Here is a 22503-nt window from a genome sequence, read left to right as displayed (position 1 = left end):
TAATATCATCTCCTGATCTTTATTACGTTTTAAGTGTGGTATCAGATCCCGGTAAAAAGGGCATATTATGATATGCCCTTTTTATTTTAATTACATTGACAGGAAATCCATACCATACATGATGGTTTCTTTTTTTATTTTATAGCCATTTTCTGTGCTAAATACCTTTGGTCCCGGGTTTTCACTGTGCTGTGCAATATATAACTCGCCAATTTCCAGCACTTCATAGCCCAGTTCATCTTTCAGTAACGTCAGTATTTTCTTTTTCTTTTCTATTGTGGATTTCATGTAGTCACCCCAGGCTTCAAAAAGAATATAAGGATATCCTGATTTTATTAACCACTCTTTTCCACCGGTAAGGACTTCCAGTTCCATGCCTTCCACATCTATTTTAACTAAATGAGCCAGAGGTGGATTCAGATTATTCAGGGTGTTTATCTGAACTTTTACTGTTTTTTCCGGTAGTGTCGCACGTTGCTCTTTAAGTATATCGATATCCAGTGACAGAGCGCCAAGATTAGGATCTGCGAATGCATCTAAAACAGGAACGTCAATTTCACCATTATGGTCACCTATTGCAGAATTAAATGTAAAGCAATTGGTTATTTTATTTAAAAATATATTTCCACAAAGTTGGTTATATACCTGACGCTGAGGTTCATAAGCGTAAACTGTGCCATTTTTTTTGCTGACATGTTTACTCATCGGTACTGACCATGCACCTAAATTAGCGCCGATATCAATCAGAACAGCAGAATCAATATCTTCTGTTAATTTTTTACAGGTGTTAACAGTAAATTCTTCCCAGGCTTCACCGTTACGCAGGCGGGTACTAATATAATCCGGACCGGACGTGAGCAGGTAGTGGCAGCCGTCACTGGTTGTATAGATATCGCATTCACGTGATGTATTATTTTCCATGACTTAAAATCCAGGTGCTCTTTACAGGCACTCTATTGTGCGGGCTATAATGAAAATGATTGTCCTGCAATAATAACATTATACCTGAATTAACGAAAATCAGTTGTGCCTGATGTGTGTTTAATGAAAATCAGCATGTTTTATTAAATGCATTTAAAATCAGTAAGATGGTTTTTTATAATAAAATTAACTAATGGTTGGTTATAAGATAATTCCGGATATTTTCACTGTTAGTGATGTTTTATTTTATTTCACTGAAAATCCATTGGTGCAATCATCTCCTATCTGCTTTTACAATGTCTGTTATTAAAATAAAAACATCATATGCAGGGTGTTTTGTCTTATCATGAAAATGATATGCGTATTTTTTATGACTGGTGTGGATGGCAGGATATATTTAGGAATATACCGGATAAAAAACATGATTTATTTTACCTTCCTTTGTATGTAAAATCGGTCTCACTATTGCAGTGACACTGACATTATATGCAGGTGATGCTTCAGTATACCCGGGTAGTTGACTACGCTCAGATTGACACTTGCAGGCATCCCGGATTATACAGAGTATACATATTTATGAAAATAGAGTGTTCTTGTTATATATACTGCTACAGCTAATAAATAATGATGCAAAACCAATCGCTATGTCAGGGAATAATCAGATCTTATTCATCAGAGATTTATTCGACAGGCATCTGCTTCATTTTATATACAGGAGTTACGTAACATGCCTATCGTTATAGGTGTTGTTGATAAAACAACCCGCATTACGAAAAAAGCCGGCCCATCCGTAAAAAATGGGGTAAGTGTACTGAAGGCCATCCCCGGTGTGGATTATGTATTAGTGGATAAACAAACCGGTGCGGCGCCTCAGAAAGTGATTATGGTTCGTGATGGTAATAATCTGAAATTATTTTTGATGGGTGAAGAAGAGCCATCCATTATTATTGAGGATTATTATCTGGTTCCGGGACAGATTATCGGAGAAACGGCGGGTAAGCAGGTTCATGATTATACGCCTCAGTCTGCGGTGGAGCATGACAACATCGGTAATATGGCCGATAAGCAAGCATCCGTTCAGCAGCAGGGTGACAAGATCCTGGCGCCGATTACCTGGGAATCATCCGGTATCGGCTGGGAGTTACTGGCTTTCCTCGGTCTGACAGCCGCCGCGGGTGCTGCGGTTGCCGTATCAAAAGACCATAAGTCAGGTGATAATCATAATAATGATGACTCATCAAACGGTAATACAGACTCAGGCAGTAAAGATAACGGAAATACCGGCAAAGAGCCAGGCACCGACGGCAAAGAGCCCGACACTGACGGTAAAGAACCCGGCACTGACGGCAAAGAACCCGGCACTGACGGCAAAGAACCCGGCACTGACGGCAAAGAACCCGGCACTGACGGCAAAGAACCCGGCACTGACGGCAAAGAACCCGGTACCGACGGTAAAGAACCCGGCACTGACGGCAAAGAGCCCGGCACTGACGGCAAAGATGACGGTAACACCGATATTTCACCGGCGATTACTACCGTTGTAAATATTGATGCGGTGACTGATTCAGGTCTGCCTGACCCGGAAAACCCAGTGGTAACCCCTGTGTTAAGCGGACATATTGAGGGTGTTCTCAGTGAGGATCAGACGGTTACGGTATTTCGTGACGGGATCAAAATTGGTCATGCAACAGTGAATGATGATGGTAAATGGACATTTAATGATGTCACCGGGCGCTTTGAAGAAAGTCATACCTATAATTACACTGCATGTGTTGAAGGTAATGGTCTGACCGGACCTGACTCTGATGTGTTTAAAATCATGTATGACACGACAGGTCAGCATGACGGAACTGAACTACCGGTACAGCCAGAGAATGATGATGTGGGATCGCCATTATTACCGGATGATTTATTATCTGATAATGAGGATTCACTGACTGTTGATCATCTGCTGCAACATTTACCCGGCAATGAGGAATCCGCCGTACAAAATGGTGTCACGGAGTACGTGCAGAACGATACGTTGTCTCCGGCGGAGTTTATTGCTCATGATATGGTCAGTCCGGATCTCACGCTGTTAGCGGAAACGCATACCACACTGTTCTGATTGCTACTATTCTGTCCGTTTTGCTCATTTGAGCCGAATGTAAAACGGTCTGCCGGGAATAATACCGGCAGACCGTTTTTTTATTGTATTTTTACTGATTGATTCAGAGGTAAGAAATAAACGGCAGAAACAGCCGGAGAAATCCCGATATCAATGTGATAACGACATTATTAAATTGAGAAGGCAATCGATTATCACCGTTACCTGCCTGAAATATTACATAAAATACGATCAATAAAAATGCGGGATGCATCGCGTTTTTATGTCGCAATCAGGTACAAAAAGCCGCATGCCGTCACGGAATGCGGCTTTTATTTTGCCTGAAACCGGGTTTGGTCTGGATTTTGCTCAATTGATTAAATGATGAACAGATGCCGGGCCGGGTTTGTTCTCAATGTGAATCACAGTGAGACACCCTGCTGCCGGGTGTCATTTTCCGCGATCTTCGAATCGAAGCCGGGGGGCCCCGGTTGTAAGGGAGTCTGTTTCATGAGCAATCATAGTGTGGATCAAGCGCAGGAACCGGTAAAACCCGTTATAGACGAAGTTGAAGAGATACTGCCCACCGGTAAGTTACTGATGTTAGGGCTGCAACATGTGTTAGTGATGTATGCCGGTGCGGTAGCGGTGCCGTTGGTAATCGGTGACCGGCTGGGGCTGAGTAAGGAGGTTGTGACCCTGCTTATCAGCTCGGATCTGTTTTGCTGTGGGATTGTCACATTGCTTCAGTGTATTGGTATCGGTAAATTTGCCGGTATCCGCCTGCCGGTGATTATGTCGGTGACCTTTGCCGCGGTAACGCCGATGCTGGCTATCGGGGCAAATCCGGATATCGGTCTGATGGGGATTTTTGGCGCAACTATTGCCGCCGGGATTATTACCACGTTGATTGTGCCGTTGATGGGAAAAATGATGCCGCTTTTCCCGAACATGGTTACCGGCATTGTTATCACCTCTATCGGTCTGAGTATTATGCAGGTGGGCATTGACTGGGCGGCAGGCGGAAAAGGCAATCCCGAATATGGTCATCCGCTCTACCTCGGTATTTCCTTTGCTGTTCTTCTGTGTATTTTGTGTGTCACCCGTTTTTGTAAAGGTTTTCTGTGCAATATCTCGGTATTGCTGGGGATCATCTTTGGTTTTGTGTTATCGCTGCTGTGCAATGAAGTGAGTTTTGACGGCTATGCCGATGCGCCATGGTTTAAATTTGTCACGCCGATGGCGCTGGGAACACCCACTTTTGAGCCCGTCTCTATTATCACGCTCAGTATTGTACTGCTGATTGTTTTCATTGAATCAATGGGGATGTTCCTGGCGCTGGGTGAAATTGTCGGCAGACCTGTTACCAAAGACGATGTGGTGCGCGGACTGCGGGTGGACGGAATAGGAACTATCATCGGTGGTTTATTTAACAGTTTCCCGCATACCTCATTTTCTCAGAATGTCGGGCTGGTGGGCGTGACAAAAGTTCACAGCCGCTGGGTGTGTGTGGCATCCGGCGTGATTTTGATAATCTTCGGGCTGCTGCCGAAAATGGCAGTGATTATCGCCTCTATTCCGCAATTTGTGTTGGGTGGCGCGGGGTTGGTGATGTTCGGCATGGTGCTGGCGACCGGGATCCGCATTTTGTCCCGTGTGGACTACAACGGGAATTCCTACAATCTTTATATTGTGGCGATAAGTCTGGGGGTTGGTCTGACACCGACATTATCCAGCGGATTCTTTGCCAAATTACCACTATTTTTACAGCCATTACTGCACAGCGGGATACTACTGGCAACTGTCAGTGCTGTTGTGCTGAATGTCTTTTTTAATGGTTATCATCCGAAAAAAGAAAGTCCGGCTTTGTGAGTTAAATCGCAAAATATAACCCGACAGAGTAATTGGCGCCGGTGCTGAAAAGCCCCGGTGTTTTTTTATGAGCGGGCGTATACTGAATTATTAGCAAGCACATATGTGCAATCTATACGCAACGTCATTCAAGCTACAGGAAGGCGGCAAGGGAAGATAGACGGGGAGCATACACAAGTATGTGACCCGGATAGCTGAGCGTAGCCAACGAACCTGTAGTTTGAATGAATAAGGGTATAAATAATTTTAGTAAGGCCGCATTATGAGTATAACAATCACGGAGCATGAACCTTTCGGGGCATTGCTGGGCTATGCGCCCGGTGGTGTGGCTATCTATTCATCAGATTACGATTCCATGACTGACGCGGAGAAAGAGGATGATATCTCTTTCCGCAGTTATATCGGCAATGAATACATGGGATATAAATGGCAGTGTGTTGAATTTTCGCGCCGCTTTTTGTATCTCAATTACGGTGTGGTATTTACTGATGTCGGCATGGCGCATGAGATTTTTTCACTGCGTTTTTTGCGTCATGTAACGGACGACGGTATTTTGCCGCTGCGCGCTTTTACTAACGGCAGCCGGCGGAAACCAGTCGCGGGCAGTCTGCTTATCTGGCAGGCGCGCGGGGAGTTTGAGCGCACAGGTCATGTGGCGGTTATCACTCAGGTTTGTGCCGGTAAAGTCCGGGTTGCGGAACAGAATGTTATTCATCATAAATTACCGCAGGGTCAGCAATGGACCCGTGAATTACCAATGACAATCGAAAATGGCTGTTACACACTGACGGATACGTTCTCTGATACACATATTCTTGGCTGGATGATTCAGACGGATGATGATGAGCACGCTTATCATGAGCCGGTAATTAATCCTGAGCTGCTGACACTTCATGCTGCGCGACTGAGCGACAGCGCCGATTTCACCGGCACATGGCTGAATGAATCGGATCCGCTGGAACAGACCTATATCAATGCTAAAAAGGGATGCATTCTGAATGCAGATCCCCATGAGTATTTCACTATTTCAGATACTGCAGAACACGCACTGATTCAGGCGACCAATGAAGTTCACCTGATGTATCTGCATGCCACAGAAAAAGTCCTGAAAGATGATAATCTGCTTAAATTGTTCAATATCCCTGAGATCCTCTGGCCACGACTGCGCCGTTCATGGCAGGGACGACGTCATGATATGGTGACCGGACGCCTGGATTTTTGTATGGATGAGCGGGGGCTGAAAGTCTATGAATATAATGCAGACTCCGCATCCTGCCATACAGAAACCAGCCTTATTATCAAACGATGGGCGGAGCAGGGCGGACTGACCGAAGGCCGTGATCCGGGGGAAGATCTCCGTGATATTCTGACCGACACCTGGAAACATACCTCAGCAAAACCGTTTATTCATATCATGCAGGACCAGGATGGTGAGGAGAATTACCATGCGCTCTTTATGGCGCAAACCATTATTGCCGCAGGTTACGGATGCCGGATTATTCACGGGCTGGATGAACTGACCTGGAATGAAACCGGACAGGTGATTGATGGCGAAGGGCGCGTGCTGCAATGCGTCTGGAAAACCTGGGCATGGGAAACTGCACTTGAGCAACTGCGCAAAGAGAGTGAAAGTGACCGCGTACACTCTGCGCTGCCAATCCGTACCGGGCATCCGCACCATAATGATGTCCGGCTGATTGATGTGTTGCTGCGACCTGAAATCAGTGTTTTTGAGCCGTTATGGACAGTCATTCCCGGCAATAAAGCCATTCTTCCGATCCTCTGGTCACTTTTTCCGCACCATCCTTATCTGCTGGATACGGAGTTCGAAATCAGTGATGAACTGCGCCGTACCGGCTATGCCGTGAAGCCGATTGCCGGACGCTGCGGCAACAATATCGGGCTGGTGGACAGCCGGGATAAAATGCTGGATGAAACCAGCGGTAACTTTGGTGGTCAGGAGAATGTTTACCAGCAGCTCTGGTGTCTGCCTAATGTGGCACAGCGCTATATCCAGGTCTGTACATTCACTGTCGGCGGGCACTATGGTGGTGTTTGTCTGCGCTCTGACCCGTCACTTGTCATCAAAAAAGAGAGCGCGATTGAACCCCTGAGGGTTCTGGATGATAAGGCCTTTCTTGCTCAATCCTGATCGCTGACAGTAACCGGCCGGGCTTCCGGTCGGTTTTTATACCCTTATTCATTCAAACTACAGGTTCGTTGGCCGCGCTCATCCAGCCGGGTCACATACTGATGTATGCTCCCCGTCTGTTCTCCCTTGCCGCCTTCCTGCATCTTGAATGACGTTGGGTATATATTCAATCAATTACCTGCATTTCTATCCTCTTCTTCTTTTCCGTATAAAAAACAAAGTTAAAAAAATAGTAGTTATCAGACTCAAAAAACGATATTGTTATGTTATAACATATCCAGTTCGTTTTATGGGAAAGAGGAAAAAATAATGCAGGTAGTCAGCTCGCTGAAGTCAGCCAAACAACGCCATCCGGATTGCAAAATAGTCCGCCGCCGTGGTCGGATTTATGTTATTTGCAAATCCAATCCGCGCTTTAAAGCAGTACAGGGGTAAGCATGATCACAAAATCGATTATTTCTGCATTGCTGATGGGCGGGCTGTTAAGCAGTACAGCGATGGCTCATGGTCATCATCATGATAAACCGCAAACGCCGGCTCAGCGTAAAGCGGCAGAAGGGATATTTGACGCTAAAGATGTTCAGAACCGTACTTTGAGTGACTGGGACGGGGTCTGGCAATCTGTTGAACCTTATCTTGCCAGTGGTGAACTGGACTCTGTGATGCAGGCTAAAGCCACGAAAAATAAGGATAAAACGACAGAAGAATACCGAGCTTATTATGCTGAAGGATATAAAACAGATGTGGATATGATTGGTATTGAAAATAATATCATTGAATTTCATCGCGGAGACAAGGTGGATCAATGTGAATATCACTACGCAGGTTACCGTGTCCTGAATTATACATCGGGGAAAAAAGGTGCGCGTTACCTGTTTGAATGTAAAGATAAAAACAGTCAGGCACCGAAATTTATTCAGTTCAGTGATCATATTATTTCACCGGAAAAGGCAGAGCATTTCCATCTTTATATGGGAGATGAGTCTCAGGACGCGCTGCTGGCTGAGATGGATAACTGGCCGACATTCTATCCGTACACAATGAGCGGAAACGATATTGTTCACGAGATGCTTTATCATTGATTGCAATTTGCGTTCCCCGGAAATCCGGGGGACGCTGTTTCTCTGTGTGTTTATTATTAGCTGATTCGATTCAATTTATTTTATTCTGCCTAAGGCCGGTTCAGGTCAAAAAACAAAATCCCGCTCCCCGTTAAAGTAAAAAAATCTGATAACTCTGTTGCCGTGGTGTTATTCCTTCCCGGCACCGGCAGAATTTGAGCTGTTCCACAAAATGACCAGAAAATACGTATAAATGTGGAAATGAGCCCGGTTATTGCATGGTTATCATTACTGAGAAACCGGAAAGCGATAGGTGAACATGAATAAATGTATAGTTGCGGACAGTCAGAAATGTATCGGGTGTCATGCCTGTGAAATTGCCTGTGTTGTCGCGCATAACGATCACCACTGGCCACATGACAGCCGCGATTATTCACCCCGTATCCGGGTCATGTTCAGAGAAAATGACAGTCTGGCTGTGACCTGTCGTCAGTGTGAAGATGCACCGTGTGCGAAAAGCTGCCCGGTTGACGCAATCCGCCTGACTGACAATGTTGTGAAGCTCGATCAGGAAAAATGTATCGGCTGTAAAAGCTGTGTTCTGGCTTGCCCGTTCGGTGCCATGGAAATGGTGATGACGTTTGATTATCAGCATGAATTGGCACAAAAATGTGATTTGTGTGAAACCACCGGTGGCTCACCGGCTTGTGTGGCAAACTGTCCGACCAACGCACTGAGTATTCTGGATGAGCACAAACTGGTTATCCTGCGCAATGACCGCCTGATGCGGGCAGCGACAGGCGCATATAACAAAGCCCGTCAGTCGGAGATCCGCTTTGAGATCCTCAAACGTCCGCCGCGTGAAGGAACACAAAAACAGAGTGCCGCCCTGCGTAAAGTGCATTTCGGGGAGATTTACCGTGGTCTGGATGAACATTGCGCCGGTTATGAAAGTGAGCGCTGCCTTTATTGCTCACAGAAAGCGATGTGTAATTTATCCTGTCCACTGCACAATTCCATTCCTGATCTCATTCGTTTAGTCCGCGAAGGCAAAATTATTGAAGCGGCGGAACTGAGTAATTCAACCAGTTCATTGCCTGAGATTTGCGGGCGGGTTTGTCCGCAGGACCGGTTATGTGAAAGCCGCTGCACGCTGCGCAATCACGGTGGTGCGGTAACAGTCGGGAATATTGAACGTTATATTACCGATACCGCCTTTATGATGGGCTGGCGACCAAAAGTGGCAGCAGACATCACGCCGCGCACTGAACGGGTAGCGGTTATCGGCGCAGGTCCTGCCGGACTGGGTTGTGCGGATATTCTGACGCGTTCCGGTGTGAAAGTTGATGTGTTTGAGCGCCATCCGGAAATCGGCGGACTGCTGACCTTCGGGATCCCACCATTTAAATTGGATAAACAACTGCTTACACAACGGCGACAGATTTTTACTGATATGGGGATCACTTTTCATCTTAACTGTGAAATCGGCAAAGACATTCCGTTCAGCCGCATAATGAATGACTATGATGCGGTTCTGTTGGGGGTTGGTACTTACGGTATGATGAAAGCCGGACTTGAGCATGAAGATTCCCCCGGCGTGGTTCAGGCACTGCCGTTTCTGATTGCCAGCACCCGCGATGTGATGGATTTACCTGTGGCTGATGAATACCCGTGGGTTGATGTTAAAGGTAAAAAAGTGGTTGTGCTGGGGGGCGGTGATACCGCAATGGATTGTGTACGCACGGCTGTCCGCCGTGAAGCGGAAAGTGTTATCTGTGCCTATCGGCGTGATGAAGCCAGTATGCCCGGCTCGAAAAAAGAAGTGGTTAATGCCCGCGAGGAAGGTGTGGAGTTTCTGTTTAACGTCCAGCCGCAGTTTATTTCGCGGGATGAGCAGGGCGCGGTCACCGGCATCGGGCTTATCCGTACACAGCTTGGTGAGCCGGGCGCTGACGGGCGCCGGCGTCCGCAGCCGGTTGAAGGGTCAGAATTTGTTCTGGATGCCGATGTGCTGATTATGGCCTTTGGTTTTCAGTCCCACGAAATGCCGTGGCTGAGTGGCTATAATATTCAGCTGGATAAATGGGGACAGATTAAGACCGGCGGAAACGGACGCACAAATAATCAGACCACCAATGCCAAAGTCTTTGCATCAGGTGATGCAGTGCATGGTGCGGATCTTGTGGTGACCGCCATGGCGGCGGGTCGTCATGCTGCCCGTGAAATGCTGATGATGTTTGATGCGCAGTCAGATGCACCGCAGTACAGAGTCAGTAATATCTGATTTAACCATATGATTAAACACAAAAAACGCGCTGATGCGCGTTTTTTTACGGGAAGAAATGAGTGACGGTATTGTGTCAGACGACCCGTTTTCTTTTTGCCTGCATCGCCATATCCGGCAGGTCGCGCTCTGAATCAGGGACATCCAGCATAGTTTCAAGCTCATCGGCCAGCATATCAGGCTCTTCTTCATTGGCAGCATTACGTCGCTGACCCATCGGGATCAGCAGATTAAGAACAATTGCGGTCAGGCCGCCGACACAAATCGGGTTTTCTGCAAGGATATATAATGATGGCGGCAGAATGCTGAAAATTTGCGGGTCGTAAGACACACCCAGGCCCAACCCGAGAGAGGTTGCCACTATCAGTGTTTCGCGGCGGCGCAGCCCGTTGGAGATAATAATGCGCAGCCCGGCAATCGCAATCATCGAGAACATCAGTGTCATCGCGCCACCCAGCACCGGAGCGGGTATAGTGGTGAAGAACCAGCCGATAGTCGGGAACAGCCCGAGGAAAACCAGGATCACGGCAATAAAGCGCCCGATATAACTGGATGCCACGCCTGTCATCTGGATCACGCCATTATTTTGTGCAAAGGTTGTCAGTGGCAGAGAACCCAGTGCGGAGGCGATAACAGAAACTGCGCCATCCGCCATCACACCGCCTTTCAGCCGGTTTTGATACACTTCCCCTTTGATCGGCTGATTTGATACCATTGCGGTGGCCGTCAGGTTACCGACCGCTTCCAGCACACTGAGTATATAAATGATAGCGATTACCAGAAAATGGGTGAAATCGAAGGAAAATCCGAATTTAAACGGCATCGGCACTGTAATAAAGTGAGTGTTTTGGTAAGTACTGAAATCAACCAATCCCAGGAACAGAGAGGCGATATATCCGGCGACCAGCGCTATTGCGATACCGCCCATCCGCAGCAGCGGACTTTTACAGCAGTTAAAGCCTATCACCACCAGAAGCACCAGTAATCCCACGCCGATATTTTCATAATTACCATAGGTTCCTGCCGATTTGGCGGAAAATCCGCCGCCGAAATCAATAATACCGACTTTAATCAGGCTCAGACCTATCATCAGTACGACCACGCCGCTGACTGTCGGGGTGATTATCCGGCGCAGATAAGGCAGTACAAATGAGGAGCCGACAACCAGAAAAGCACCGGCAAAAGAAACGCCCAGCAAAGAGGATAAAATGAGTTCTTCATGTAAACCATCACTGCGCATGGTTGTACCAATAGCAATCATAGCAGTCACGAATGAAAAATTAACAGACTGAATAGATAAAAGACCGGACCCCATCGGGCCGTAGCGGTGAACCTGTATCCAGGTACCGATTCCGGAGGCTATCATAACCATCGATACCAGATATGCCGTGGTATCGGCAGACAGATCTAATGCTTTACCAACGATAAGCGCAGGCATGACCATCGGAACAAATAAGGCCAATAAATGGGTGATTGCACCAAGAAGGGCCTGAAAAAACGGGGGTTTGTCGTCCAGCTGATAAATAAGATCAGAGGTTGGATGGTTGAGATCTGACATCCTTCTCTCCTTTTATAATAAATGGAATGAGAGGTCATACGTCGGCCTCAGCGGGTCATAGGTCATAAGGAATAAAGCAATATATGAACCACCGGCGCGGGGAATAAATGAAAATGTGAGAGAGCTCTTAAATCAGCTTTGATTTGTGAAATACGTCACCTGATAATTGTGGGCAGGTTCCGGTGACAACAATATGACACAGACCGAAAGACGGTTAACCGCTTCGCGTATTGTATAAAAATGATAGCATCTCATTTTGATAATAAAACAATAATGATAATAGTAACGGGTTAAAGTCATAACCGTACGACAAGGAATTTCACGTAGCCGGAGTATTTATATTATTAACCAGTCGTTAATTAACTTTTATTTAAATAAAGTATTGCCATTATAATGCAATGATATTGCATTAGGATTTTCCTTATTAGTTATTTTGTTTTTAATATAATGACTATTAACGCAGGTTTTTTTATTTTAAGTAGATTAGGATTACGTGTTCTTCCTCTGAATGATTATTTCAACTAATGTTTGAGTGTTGCTTATTTGTAAGTAAAGAGGTCGTTTATTGTTTTTTTAATAATGATTTATTTGCGTCACTATGGTTATTTTATAACTAAATTAATTAGTTATGCTGATTTTATGAAAATGGTGGGTAAATCATCATCTGAGTATTATCCTAAAAACAGGAAGGCAGGATAAAATCAATTCGATTATAAATAATATGTCGATGAGCATTTGATGATATAAATCAGAGTAATTAACTTTATTTTCTTATTCTATCAGCATCATTATTTTTGTTTTTGATAATTATCCGGTGTTCATTTTGGAAGATAAAAAAGAAGGAAAATTGATTAAATGGAATAAAGATAGATAGAGCTATATTTGACATAAAAGCTAATCCATTTCTTATTGACGATATAAACTAAGGTGTTAGTCTTTATCCCGTAATAGAGCGTCGGAGTAAGTCTGAGTCGTATTTAAGTAAAGGCGGCGCGTTGTAAATTGAGTCTATTCTTATTGGTATTTTGTTTGTTTGTCTGTAAATTAATATTGTGTTCACGTTATTACGCTCAATTGAATTAAAAACCAGGTTATTGATTTTATAACCTCACATCGGACGTGAATCATAAAATAGATTTAGTTGTCTCTCTGAGTTTTTTTAAAGTACTGTTGTTACAGATGTTTCTTATAACCGGATTGTTATAAGTCAATATATCAGTAAGGATGCGAATATAACCTGATCAACGAAACTGAATCTTAAAAAATAAAGGAATTATTTTTTAATGGTTTACCGGGATAACGGATTTATCCCTCAGGGACGTAAACGGATGTTGCCGGACACGGAAGTCCGATGTAAAAGGATTTACCACACGGACGTTTTATCAGGAAGTTTGCGGTTTATACCGCAGGCAATAAAAGGAATTACCCCGGGACGGGGGCGGTTAAATGGATTTTACCGTTACAAGGATGTAAAAGCAGACGGGTGTCATGCCCCGGATGCTTCAATGAAAATGGCTTTTCAGTAAAGCAGAGCATGACAAACCAGAGCAGTTAAGTGTTGTTAGAATCAAGGTAAAACATCGGTAATTATGGCGACCCTGTTGATGGAATACAGCATGGTCGCCAATTTTTTAGTTTACGTTGTCCGGCACAGGCGTTCAAACGCATCTGTCAGTAAACGTCGTGGTGTACCAAAATTGATCCGCAGATAGTTTTCTCCGTCAGCAACATAATGACTGCCGTCCTCCACTACCACACCTGTTTTCTGTGCGTAATAGTGTGTCAGCTCTGTAGCCGTCCGCCCTGTTGCACTGATATCAATCCAGGCAAGGTAAGATGACTCCGGTTGCATCATGCGCCAGTCAGGGAAATTATCCGAAATAGTCTGCGCCAGATAATCCGCGTTTCCTTTCAGATAGATATTCAGTGCATCCAGCCATGCGGTACCTTTGTTGTAAGCGTCAATAATCCCCCATACACCAAACAGGTTAGGTGACGTGATGGAGTTTTTCTCCAGCTGACGGCGAAATTGCGCGCGCAATACAGGATCAGGAATAATACTGTATGAGGTTTTCAATCCGCCGAGATTAAAGGCTTTATTCGGTGAGGTCAGTAAAATCAGGTTTTCCGGTGCAGCACAGTCCGGCTGAAGACAACTGGTAAATGTTCCGTATAAAACATGCTCGGCATGCACTTCATCAATCACCAGCAGAACGCCATATTGCTGACATAAATCAGAGACCTGTTTTATCTCCGCGGCAGTCCAGATCCGCCCGGACGGGTTATGCGGAGAACAAAACAGCCATACTTTCGGCTGATACTCCCGCATCTGTTTTTCGATATTATCAAAATCAAGATGATAGCGGTTATCACGCACAACCAGCGGATTGGTCAGTATAGTGACATTTTGCCGGGTAACGGCATGGGCAAAGGGGTCATAAACCGGGGTATTCATCATCACACAGTCACCCGGCTGACAAAATGCCTGCACCAGATAGTGCAGGGTAGATACGGTGCCGTAGCTCAGGGTTATCCAGTCCGGGGTAATCTGTACCTGATGCCTCTGTGCCTGAAAACGGACGACGGCCGCATAGAATTCATCAAAGCACCAGGTGTAGCCGAATGTTCCGTGCTGTGCTATCTGAGAAAAACGCTCAATAACGGCCGGAGGTGATTTGAAATCCATATCTGCAATCCACAACGGAATGAAATCCTGCGGGACATCACCGAAGCGCGAACAGACATACTGATGATCCCATTTCCGGCAGCGGTCACTTTTTCGCTCAATGATTTCGTCAAAATTGTACATGCTCACTTCCTGTTTAAATTAAGGCTTCAAGGCCGGATTTCACACTCTGTACCTGCGGTCCGATAATGACCTGAACGCTGTGAGCATCCAGTACCACAACAGACAATGCACCGGCATCTTTCAGTATTTTTTTGTCGATTTTACTCATGTCTTTTACCACAAGACGCAAGCGGGTGATGCAGTTGTCGAGTGAGTCAATATTCTCTTTACCACCAAGCGCTGTCAGGATCAGATTATGATCGTATTTTGATTTCCCGCGCACACGGGTATTAGCCTGAACCGCTTGTTCCGCACCTTCAGGCTCATCTTCACGTCCCGGGGTTTTGACATCATGCTTTAAAATGTACCAGCGGAAGACAAAGAAGTAGATTGTGAACCAGATAACCCCGACCGGGAACACCAGATACCATTTGGTCGCAGTACCCTGCATTATGCCGAAAATCAACAGATCCAGAATACCGCCATCCGTGTTGCCTATCGTGACGCCGAGCAGTGCCATGACAAGTAATGCGAGGCCGGACATAATGATATGGAAGATATAAAGCACAGGGGCGATAAACAGGAACAGAAATTCAATCGGCTCTGAAATACCGGTGACGACAGAAACCAGCACACCGGAGAGTAATAATCCTTTGATAACCGGACGGTTAGCCGGTTTTGCTGTGCGGTAAATAGCATAGGCAACCGCCGGTAAACCAAAGATAAAGGTCGGCATAAAGCCCTGGGACAGGAAGGCGGTTACATGCGGGCTGAACGGCAGCCCTGCTTTCAGCTCGGCATAGAAAATATTCAGCGCGCCGGCGATTTCATAGCCATCTACCATCTCTGTGCCGCCTGCCGGGGTAAAGCGGACCATTGCCAGAAGAATATGGTGCAATCCGAAAGGCTTCAGTAACAGCACTCCGACACCATACAGGAAAGGACCGAATACATCAGTGCTCTGAATAATATGCCCGATACCGGCAATGCCCATTGCCACATATTTCCACAGGAACGGAATAGCCAGCCCGACGAGAGAAAGCGTCAGTGCGGTGATAATAGGAACAAAACGGATCCCGCCGAAGAACGCGAAAGCATCATGCAGCACGGTATCCTGAAAGCGTTCGTGCAGAAAATAGGTAATGATGCCGACAACAATTCCGCCCAGCACGCCCATTTCGAGAGTCTGTATCCCCAGTACTATGGATTGCCCGACCTGTTTCATCATGGCAGGGTCGGCGAGCTGGTGGGTGACGGTCAGATAATAGTTGATGCTCATATTCATCAGCATATAGCCGACAAACCCTGCAAATGCGCCGACCGCTTTATTACGGTTTGACAGACCGAACGGGATCGCCATGGCGAACATGACAGGCAGATAGGTAAAGGCGAAGCCGCCGACCATGGCCATAAAACCGAACGTCAGCTGAACAAATTCATTACCGAGAAACGGGAAACTGCTGATTGCGGAAGGGCTGGTGACTGAACTGCCGACCCCCAGTAATAATCCCATGAAGGCCAGTAATGAGACGGGAAACATAAAGGTTTTTCCCAGACTTTGAAAAAATGCCCAGAGTTTAGATTTAAACGACTTTTCCTGCGACATCGTAGAGTACTCCTCAGCTTCTTTATAATTTATTGGTTAAGGGGTATTGCGGGACAGTATTTTTTGTTGTTTTTTATTATTTTATTGTGTTTCTGGTGGTGACAGCTCCGGCGGGGGAACCGGAGCTGTCTGACCGGCTACAAAAGCTGTCCGTCCGCACCGCATACGCGGATTTTGTCGCGGACAACGGCTTTCATGGCATCCATTCCTGTGCGCATGTAGTAGCGCGGATCATTACCCTCAGGGTTTGCAGCAAACCATTCTCTGACGGCACCGGCAAAGGCAATTTTCAGCTCAGTGGCGACATTGACTTTGCATACCCCAAGCTCAATGGTCCGGCGCACATCGGCATCGGGCACATCGCTTGCACCGTGCAGTACCAGCGGGATATCCACAATGCTGCGGATTTTTTCCAGCCGGGCAAAATCAATTTTCGGGCGGTGGGTATACAGTCCGTGAGCTGTACCGATGGCGACCGCCAGGCTGTCAATACCGGTCAGTTGTGCAAAGCGGCGGGCTTCTTCCGGGGAGGTCAGAAATGCACTTTCCGCATCAACGTCCATATCATCTTCCACGCCACCCAGGCGACCGAGCTCTGCTTCCACGCTGCAATCGTGTGCGTGACAGAAGCTGACGACAGATTTCACCAGGGCAATATTTTCCTCAAACGGGAAATGACTGCCGTCGATCATTGCACTGCGCACGCCTTCACCGACTTTGGTCCGGATATCATCAAGGGTTTCATGGTGATCAAGATGAAGTGCGACAGGCATGGCAAAAGAGTGCGAATAGGCCTGACACAGGGCATAGATTTCCTGAAATCCGATATGTTTAAATGTGCCTGGTGTCCCTGCCAGAATAACCGGTGAACGCATTTCCGCGCAGGTTTCCAGAATAGCCTGAATCGTTTCGGCGTTGTGAATGTTAAAGGCCGGAACGGCATAGCCATTGGTTTGTGCGTGGGTCAGTAAATATTTTGTTGAGATGATGGCCATGATTACGCTCCTGTGTGTTGGTCAGTCCACGGATGAATAATAACGCCCTGAACAACCCGGTTAACGGTTCCGCTGGCAGACGGTGTGTCCGGGGTTATCCCGGCCTTAACGGATTGGCTGAGAGCAAAAAGCTGTGCATAAGGAAGGAAGCAGAACAGAAGTTCTGTGTCGCTGAGTGTGTCACCGGCGGGCAGATAACAGTGTTCACCGGCGCTGATGGTGTCATCCGGTTTATCCGCAATGGCGATAACGCATTTCGCTATGCGGTCACGGCGCAGTTCGGCCAGCAGATCCAGGTCATACTGACGGGTGTATGGTTGGTTTGAGATATACATGACCACCAGGGTTTCTTCATCGACCAGTGATTTCGGACCATGGCGGAAGCCGGTCGGGGTATCGTAAAACGCGGCGGTCTGACCGGCAGTCAGTTCCAGTAGTTTCAGGGCTGATTCACGGGCAAGCCCCAGAAAACTGCCGCTGCCGAGATAAACAACCCGCGAAAAACAGTCATTTCCCGGTAAATTTTGTGTGCCGTTTCCATGTGCCGCGATAGTCTCACGCGCCCGCTGAGCCACACGGGCAAAGTGTTGTGTGCTGAATTTTTGCGGGACAAGTGCGGCAAGGCAACTGCACATCATGGAGGTAATGCTGCTGGTCATAGCAAACGCTTTATCATTTGTCTGCGGCGGCATCAGTAGTGCAAAACCATTCTTTTTACCCTGCACGCGCTGATACAGATGTCCCTCTTTATTGCAGGTGATCACCAGATGAGAGCAGTCCGCAATACACTGATTGGCAAGATCAAATGCCGCGACACTCTCCGGGCTGTTACCGGAGCGGGCAAATGAAATAAGCAGTACCGGCTGATGTTGCGGCAGATAATCCACAGGGTTTGTGACGATATCGGTGGTCGGGATGGCGGTGACGGATCTTCCGGTCAGGCGGCGCAGTACCGGCGAAATCATCTCACCGATAAAGGCAGAGGTTCCCGCGCCGGTAAGAATGATATTCAGATTATCCTGTGCAAGCAGAGGCGCAAGGAAGGTGTCCAGCGCAGCACGCTGTGAGTCAATTGAGTGCAGCGCATTCATCCAGCAATCCGGTTGCTGGCGAATTTCGGTTTCAGTCCAGGTGGAATAGTGGGGTGTGGCGGGAGCTAGAGGGGCATGCATAGTTTTATCCTTAACATTTCGTTCAATCCGAAAGTGATATGAGTCAAAAGATAAAGCAAGTCTTTTGTCTTTCGATTGGTTTCGATTGGTATTTAAATTCAATTTACAGGAATGAAATTGAAGGATCAATTACGAAATGAAAAGAAAACGAAAAGTGTGACTTGTGCCACAGGTGAAATGATTAAGCTGTTGTTTATTAGTCTGTTATATAAAAATAATTAACGGGAAATAATAAGGAAAAGAAAGGCGTAGTTTTACTACGCCTTATAATGAAAGAAAATCAATAAACCGGCAGTCCGTGGACCCAGGTCTGTCTGACCCGCCAGTCAGCACTCAGGTCATTAAAATGCGCCCGTTTACCGGGTGCTATCGTGCCGTGAGTCTGTGTTATTCCCAGCAGTTGCGCGGGGTGCAGTGACGCCATGCGGATTGCGGTTTCCGGTAATGTACCGGTATTGGTTATCATCCGGCGGACAGCATCATCCAGCGCCAGCGTGCTGCCGGCAAGACCCCCGGCGGCAGTCCGGACAATGCCGGCGTCCATGGTGACATCGTGACCACAGATGTCATAGATACCGTCAGGTTGTCCGGCGGCTCTCATCGCATCCGTTATCAGTACAGTGCGGTGTGCGGCACACTGACAAGTAATCTGCATTACTGCGGGATGCACATGGTGTCCGTCCGCAATCAGTTCCAGCCATGCGCGCGCGTCAGATAACCCGGCACCTGCCATTCCCGGTTCGCGGTGATGCAAACCGGTCATGCCGTTGAAACAGTGAACAAGGCCATCGGCACCGGCATCGAAAGCCGCCACGGTCTGTTTATATGAAGCAGCGCTGTGTCCGAGCATAACATTCAGCCCGCGGGCTTTCAGATGGCGGACAGCATTCAGGGCATCTGTTTTTTCCGGTGCCAGCGCGACCACTTTCAGGGTGTCCTGTGAAATCGCAATTAATTCATCCAGTTCACTGATAACCAGTTCACGGAACAGTTCCGGTGAGTGTGCACCTTTGTTTTCCGGCGTAAAGTACGGACCTTCCAGATAACTGCCCAGTACTTCAGCTACCGGTACAGATACTGTCTGCTGCTGACAATAGCGGGCAATGCGGGCGAGGGTGGATTTGATGTCCGGCAGCGGTGCGGTGACCGTTGTTGCCAGCCAGGCAGCAACCCCCTGTTGCGCTTTGAAAGCGGCAATGGTTGCCAGCGCATCAGGAGAGTCATCCATCACATCCATACCTTGTCCGCCATGAACATGGGTATCAATATAAGCAGGGCAGAGTTGCTCTGCATCAAACCGGTTTTCCCCTGCGGGCAGCGGGGTGATAGTGGTGATGATGCCGTTACAGATGCTTATCGCCTGATTTTCACGCCAGCCATATTCTGTCAGCACTCTGCGGGCCCGGATCTGCTGTGTCATATTCCTTCGCCCTCTGTTTCACAGCAGCGCGCACGCTGTAATTCATCGGTCAGACTGGTTAAGCCACGGTGCCCGCAGGCCAGCGCTTCCCTGCGAAAATCATCCCGTGAGAGAGTATCCCGCTCCAGTGACATCTCCAGCAGTAATTGCAGATTCGTGCCGGTGATCACCTCACGGTCTGCCCGTCCCTGTGTCAGTGTGGCGGATACCCTGAACGGCGTTCCTCCAAGGATATCCGTCAGAAAAATCACACAGTCACACTGTTTCAGTTGTTCAAGTGCAGCTTCCAGTTCCTGCGTCAGGCGGCTGGTGGTGGATTCAGCCGGGAAATCAATGGCAATGAAATCGTCCTGTTTCCCGATGATTTGCAGCATGGCTTTTTCCAGTCCGGAGGCAAAACCCCCGTGACCACATAAAATAATTCCCGGCATCAGTCTCTCCTTTATATTTCTGTTTACAGGAAGTGTGCAAATTTCCCGGCAATTCCTAACACCACGGTCAGCAAAATCAGACGTAACGGGCTCCAGCCCCGGCGAACCAGCCAGAACATTGTCAGGGTATAGACCAGCGGCAGAAAGGCCGGCATCAGTTTATCGATAACATCACTTTGTAATTTGACGACTGCATCACCGGCGGTGATTTCCAGTGTGGTCGATAATTTCACATAGGTTGCAACCAACGCACCAATGACCGTCATACCGACAATCGAGGCGGCATGACCCACTTTTTTGGTATTGGCTTTAATCAGCGGGATAGCCGCGACACCCATGCGGTAAGCATAATGTGCCAGTCCGAAACGCAGCCCTAAGTGAACGACGTTAAACATCACCAGAAAAACCACGGCGCCGAGAATCGAGCCCTGTAATGCGAGGCTTGCGCCGATCCCACCGCAGATAGGCAGGAGTGTCAGCCAGAACATGGCATCCCCGATTCCGCCCAGTGGTGCACCGACAGCAATTTTAGTGCTCTGGATACTGTTTACATCCTGTTTGGAGCGCTCCATTGCCAGAATGATGCCGATAACAAAGGTCACCAGGAACGGGTGGGTATTGAAAAAGCCCATATGGCCTTTCATGGCGCGGGCAAGATCACGCGGATTGGTATGGATTTTTTTCAGTCCGGGCAGAAGACCGTAAAGCCAGCCCGCAGCCTGCATACGCTCGTAGTTAAATGAGGCTTGTAATAGCATGGAGCGCCAGGCTATCCGGTTAATATCTTTGCGTGTCAGGTCAGCGCCGGTTGTCTGATCCTCATAAACGTTCTGATTACAGTCCGCGGGCAGCAAGGTTTCTGCCTGACCGGGCGCAGATGAATGAGTCTTTTCAGATGCCATCTTCAAATTCCTCTTGTGACGGATGTGCCGGTTCGGTTGTCGCCGGTTTGCGGACAAAATCGATCATAGCCATTGCCAATGCGGCGGCAGCGATTGCCAGTACCGGCAACTGAAGCCAGGCGGCACCGACAAATCCCAGGATAAAGTAAGGAATGTAGGTATTTTTCATCATGATTTTCAGCAGAACGGCAAAACCGATAGCCGGCATGATACCGCCCGCGACACCCAGCCCGTCGATTAACCGGGTCGGCAGAACATCAATCAGGTTTTTTGCGTGATCTGCGCCGAACCAGATAGGTAGAAACGCACAGAGAAAATAGAAAATACCAAGGGCAAGCAGCGCCAGATAGTTGATGCGCTCTATACCCCGCGTATCGGCATTGGCAGCCATTTTGTCACAGCGGGACATGACGCCGGACATCACAGAGAACAGGAACGTGATCCCCATCTGTACCGCCACAGCAAATGGTACTGCAACGCCGACGGCGACTTCCGGCTTCACTCCGGTGGAAATAGCGAAAGCGGTGCCCACGATAGTGCCGATTATTACATTCGGCGGTTGAGCGCCCGCGAGCGGGGCAAGTCCCATCCAGACCAGTTCCAGGGTACCACCGGTCAGTATCCCGGTATTGAGATCACCGAGTATCAGCCCGACAATCGGCCCCAGTACAACCGGGCGGTGAATATGCGTGAGCCCGTTAAACAGATCCAATCCGGCGATGAAAGCTACCAGCCCGAGGGCGACAGCTTGTAACAGACTGATTTCCATATATGTATCCTCAGAGCAGTTTAAACAGATCCTGCGCCGGTTCTGTCGGTACTCCCTGAATGAAACAGGCGACACCGGCTTCGTTGAGTCCTTTGAATGCAGCGAGATCCGCTTCATCCACAGACACTGTTTTGGCTATCTGACGTTTACCTTCCGCATAGTGAATGTTGCCGACGTTAATGCGTTCCACAGGAACGCCGCCTTTCACCAAGGTCAGAAAATCAGCCGGAGTTTTGCAGACCAGCAGAATTTTTTGCCGGTCTGCGGCTTTATGAATATTGTCTATTACTTTTTGCAGCGGCCAGAAACGCACCGCAATACCTTCCGTTAATACCATTTCCATCAGATTCTGCTGCAACGGATCGGCAGCAACCTCATCATTTGCAACCAGTACCAGATTGGCACCGGCAAAACCAACCCACTGAACACCCACTTGCCCGTGGATTAATCGTTCATCAATACGACTTAACACAATATTTGGCATGG

The 22503-nt window shown here is 47.6% G+C and carries 16 protein-coding genes and 1 pseudogene; 6 read left to right on the top strand and 11 right to left on the bottom strand.

All coding sequences use genetic code 11. The annotated features are described in order from the left end of the window. Positions 1-90 precede the first annotated feature (90 nt). Positions 91-921 (bottom strand): FkbM family methyltransferase, encoded by an 831-nt coding sequence (locus ACMHKJ_RS15015; RefSeq protein ID WP_413495122.1) that lies wholly within the window; start codon positions 919-921, stop codon positions 91-93. 727 nt (positions 922-1648) lie between these two features. Here ACMHKJ_RS15015 and ACMHKJ_RS15010 point away from each other — a divergent pair. From ACMHKJ_RS15010 to ACMHKJ_RS14985, 6 genes and pseudogenes are all read left to right on the top strand, one after another. After that, positions 1649-3028, top strand: a complete 1380-nt coding sequence (locus tag ACMHKJ_RS15010) for a hypothetical protein (RefSeq protein ID WP_413495120.1) — start codon at positions 1649-1651, stop codon at positions 3026-3028. 489 nt (positions 3029-3517) lie between these two features. Beyond that, positions 3518-4879 (top strand): nucleobase:cation symporter-2 family protein, encoded by a 1362-nt coding sequence (locus ACMHKJ_RS15005; protein ID WP_413495118.1) that lies wholly within the window; start codon positions 3518-3520, stop codon positions 4877-4879. A gap of 262 nt (positions 4880-5141) precedes the next feature. Continuing rightward, complete coding sequence (gene gss / locus ACMHKJ_RS15000) at positions 5142-7031, top strand: bifunctional glutathionylspermidine amidase/synthase (RefSeq protein ID WP_413495116.1); 1890 nt, start codon at positions 5142-5144, stop codon at positions 7029-7031. A 309-nt stretch (positions 7032-7340) separates the two neighbouring features. Then, a pseudogene (gene ykgO / locus ACMHKJ_RS14995) lies at positions 7341-7463 on the top strand (type B 50S ribosomal protein L36); the annotation flags it as partial. Between the two features lie 5 nt (positions 7464-7468). Beyond that, positions 7469-8113: a metal-binding protein ZinT gene (gene zinT / locus ACMHKJ_RS14990; RefSeq protein ID WP_413495114.1), complete on the top strand. Its 645-nt coding sequence runs from the start codon at positions 7469-7471 to the stop codon at positions 8111-8113. A 298-nt stretch (positions 8114-8411) separates the two neighbouring features. Next, positions 8412-10376 (top strand): FAD-dependent oxidoreductase, encoded by a 1965-nt coding sequence (locus tag ACMHKJ_RS14985; RefSeq protein ID WP_413495112.1) that lies wholly within the window; start codon positions 8412-8414, stop codon positions 10374-10376. 76 nt (positions 10377-10452) lie between these two features. Here ACMHKJ_RS14985 and ACMHKJ_RS14980 read toward each other — a convergent pair whose 3' ends face one another. From ACMHKJ_RS14980 to agaV, 10 genes are all read right to left on the bottom strand, one after another. Then, entirely contained in the window at positions 10453-11934 is a 1482-nt protein-coding gene (locus tag ACMHKJ_RS14980; protein ID WP_413495111.1) for a nucleobase:cation symporter-2 family protein, read from the bottom strand. A 1636-nt stretch (positions 11935-13570) separates the two neighbouring features. After that, entirely contained in the window at positions 13571-14743 is a 1173-nt protein-coding gene (locus tag ACMHKJ_RS14975) for a MalY/PatB family protein (RefSeq protein ID WP_413495109.1), read from the bottom strand. 13 nt (positions 14744-14756) lie between these two features. Continuing rightward, on the bottom strand, positions 14757-16328 hold the full coding sequence (gene malX, locus ACMHKJ_RS14970; protein ID WP_413495107.1) for a maltose/glucose-specific PTS transporter subunit IIBC: 1572 nt from the start codon (positions 16326-16328) through the stop codon (positions 14757-14759). A 137-nt stretch (positions 16329-16465) separates the two neighbouring features. Further along, positions 16466-17323 (bottom strand): tagatose-bisphosphate aldolase subunit KbaY, encoded by an 858-nt coding sequence (kbaY, locus tag ACMHKJ_RS14965; protein WP_067365150.1) that lies wholly within the window; start codon positions 17321-17323, stop codon positions 16466-16468. Positions 17324-17325: 2 nt separating this feature from the next. Continuing rightward, positions 17326-18495, bottom strand: a complete 1170-nt coding sequence (locus ACMHKJ_RS14960) for an SIS domain-containing protein (RefSeq protein WP_413495104.1) — start codon at positions 18493-18495, stop codon at positions 17326-17328. 280 nt (positions 18496-18775) lie between these two features. Continuing rightward, positions 18776-19915 (bottom strand): N-acetylglucosamine-6-phosphate deacetylase, encoded by a 1140-nt coding sequence (nagA, locus tag ACMHKJ_RS14955; protein ID WP_413495102.1) that lies wholly within the window; start codon positions 19913-19915, stop codon positions 18776-18778. Beyond that, positions 19912-20346, bottom strand: coding sequence for a PTS galactosamine/N-acetylgalactosamine transporter subunit IIA (gene agaF / locus ACMHKJ_RS14950; RefSeq protein ID WP_413495101.1), 435 nt, complete (start codon positions 20344-20346; stop codon positions 19912-19914). The genes nagA and agaF overlap by 4 nt, the downstream gene beginning before the upstream one ends. Before the next feature lie 23 nt (positions 20347-20369). Further along, on the bottom strand, positions 20370-21248 hold the full coding sequence (gene agaE / locus ACMHKJ_RS14945) for a PTS N-acetylgalactosamine transporter subunit IID (protein ID WP_413495099.1): 879 nt from the start codon (positions 21246-21248) through the stop codon (positions 20370-20372). After that, the gene (gene agaW, locus ACMHKJ_RS14940) at positions 21238-22017 is read right to left on the bottom strand and encodes a PTS N-acetylgalactosamine transporter subunit IIC (protein WP_413495097.1); all 780 of its coding nucleotides are present in this window, start codon (positions 22015-22017) and stop codon (positions 21238-21240) included. The genes agaE and agaW overlap by 11 nt, the downstream gene beginning before the upstream one ends. A 10-nt stretch (positions 22018-22027) precedes the next feature. Further along, on the bottom strand, positions 22028-22501 hold the full coding sequence (gene agaV / locus ACMHKJ_RS14935; RefSeq protein WP_413495095.1) for a PTS N-acetylgalactosamine transporter subunit IIB: 474 nt from the start codon (positions 22499-22501) through the stop codon (positions 22028-22030). Positions 22502-22503 lie beyond the last annotated feature (2 nt).

The organism is Morganella psychrotolerans, assembly GCF_965118875.1.
Classification (GTDB): Bacteria; Pseudomonadota; Gammaproteobacteria; order Enterobacterales; family Enterobacteriaceae; genus Morganella; species Morganella psychrotolerans_C.
This window is presented reverse-complemented; position numbering and strand designations above follow the sequence as displayed.

Excerpts from the sequence above, each read along its gene's own strand:
- ACMHKJ_RS14960 (WP_413495104.1), bottom strand. The coding sequence starts at position 18,495 with ATGCATGCCCCTCTAGCTCCCGCCACACCCCACTATTCCACCTGGACT.
- agaF (WP_413495101.1), bottom strand. The coding sequence starts at position 20,346 with ATGCCGGGAATTATTTTATGTGGTCACGGGGGTTTTGCCTCCGGACTG.
- agaW (WP_413495097.1), bottom strand. The coding sequence starts at position 22,017 with ATGGAAATCAGTCTGTTACAAGCTGTCGCCCTCGGGCTGGTAGCTTTC.
- kbaY (WP_067365150.1), bottom strand. The coding sequence starts at position 17,323 with ATGGCCATCATCTCAACAAAATATTTACTGACCCACGCACAAACCAAT.
- ACMHKJ_RS14980 (WP_413495111.1), bottom strand. The coding sequence starts at position 11,934 with ATGTCAGATCTCAACCATCCAACCTCTGATCTTATTTATCAGCTGGAC.
- ACMHKJ_RS15015 (WP_413495122.1), bottom strand. The coding sequence starts at position 921 with ATGGAAAATAATACATCACGTGAATGCGATATCTATACAACCAGTGAC.
- ACMHKJ_RS15010 (WP_413495120.1), top strand. The coding sequence starts at position 1,649 with ATGCCTATCGTTATAGGTGTTGTTGATAAAACAACCCGCATTACGAAA.
- agaE (WP_413495099.1), bottom strand. The coding sequence starts at position 21,248 with ATGGCATCTGAAAAGACTCATTCATCTGCGCCCGGTCAGGCAGAAACC.
- agaV (WP_413495095.1), bottom strand. The coding sequence starts at position 22,501 with ATGCCAAATATTGTGTTAAGTCGTATTGATGAACGATTAATCCACGGG.
- ACMHKJ_RS14985 (WP_413495112.1), top strand. The coding sequence starts at position 8,412 with ATGAATAAATGTATAGTTGCGGACAGTCAGAAATGTATCGGGTGTCAT.
- ACMHKJ_RS15005 (WP_413495118.1), top strand. The coding sequence starts at position 3,518 with ATGAGCAATCATAGTGTGGATCAAGCGCAGGAACCGGTAAAACCCGTT.
- nagA (WP_413495102.1), bottom strand. The coding sequence starts at position 19,915 with ATGACACAGCAGATCCGGGCCCGCAGAGTGCTGACAGAATATGGCTGG.
- gss (WP_413495116.1), top strand. The coding sequence starts at position 5,142 with ATGAGTATAACAATCACGGAGCATGAACCTTTCGGGGCATTGCTGGGC.
- malX (WP_413495107.1), bottom strand. The coding sequence starts at position 16,328 with ATGTCGCAGGAAAAGTCGTTTAAATCTAAACTCTGGGCATTTTTTCAA.
- ACMHKJ_RS14975 (WP_413495109.1), bottom strand. The coding sequence starts at position 14,743 with ATGTACAATTTTGACGAAATCATTGAGCGAAAAAGTGACCGCTGCCGG.
- zinT (WP_413495114.1), top strand. The coding sequence starts at position 7,469 with ATGATCACAAAATCGATTATTTCTGCATTGCTGATGGGCGGGCTGTTA.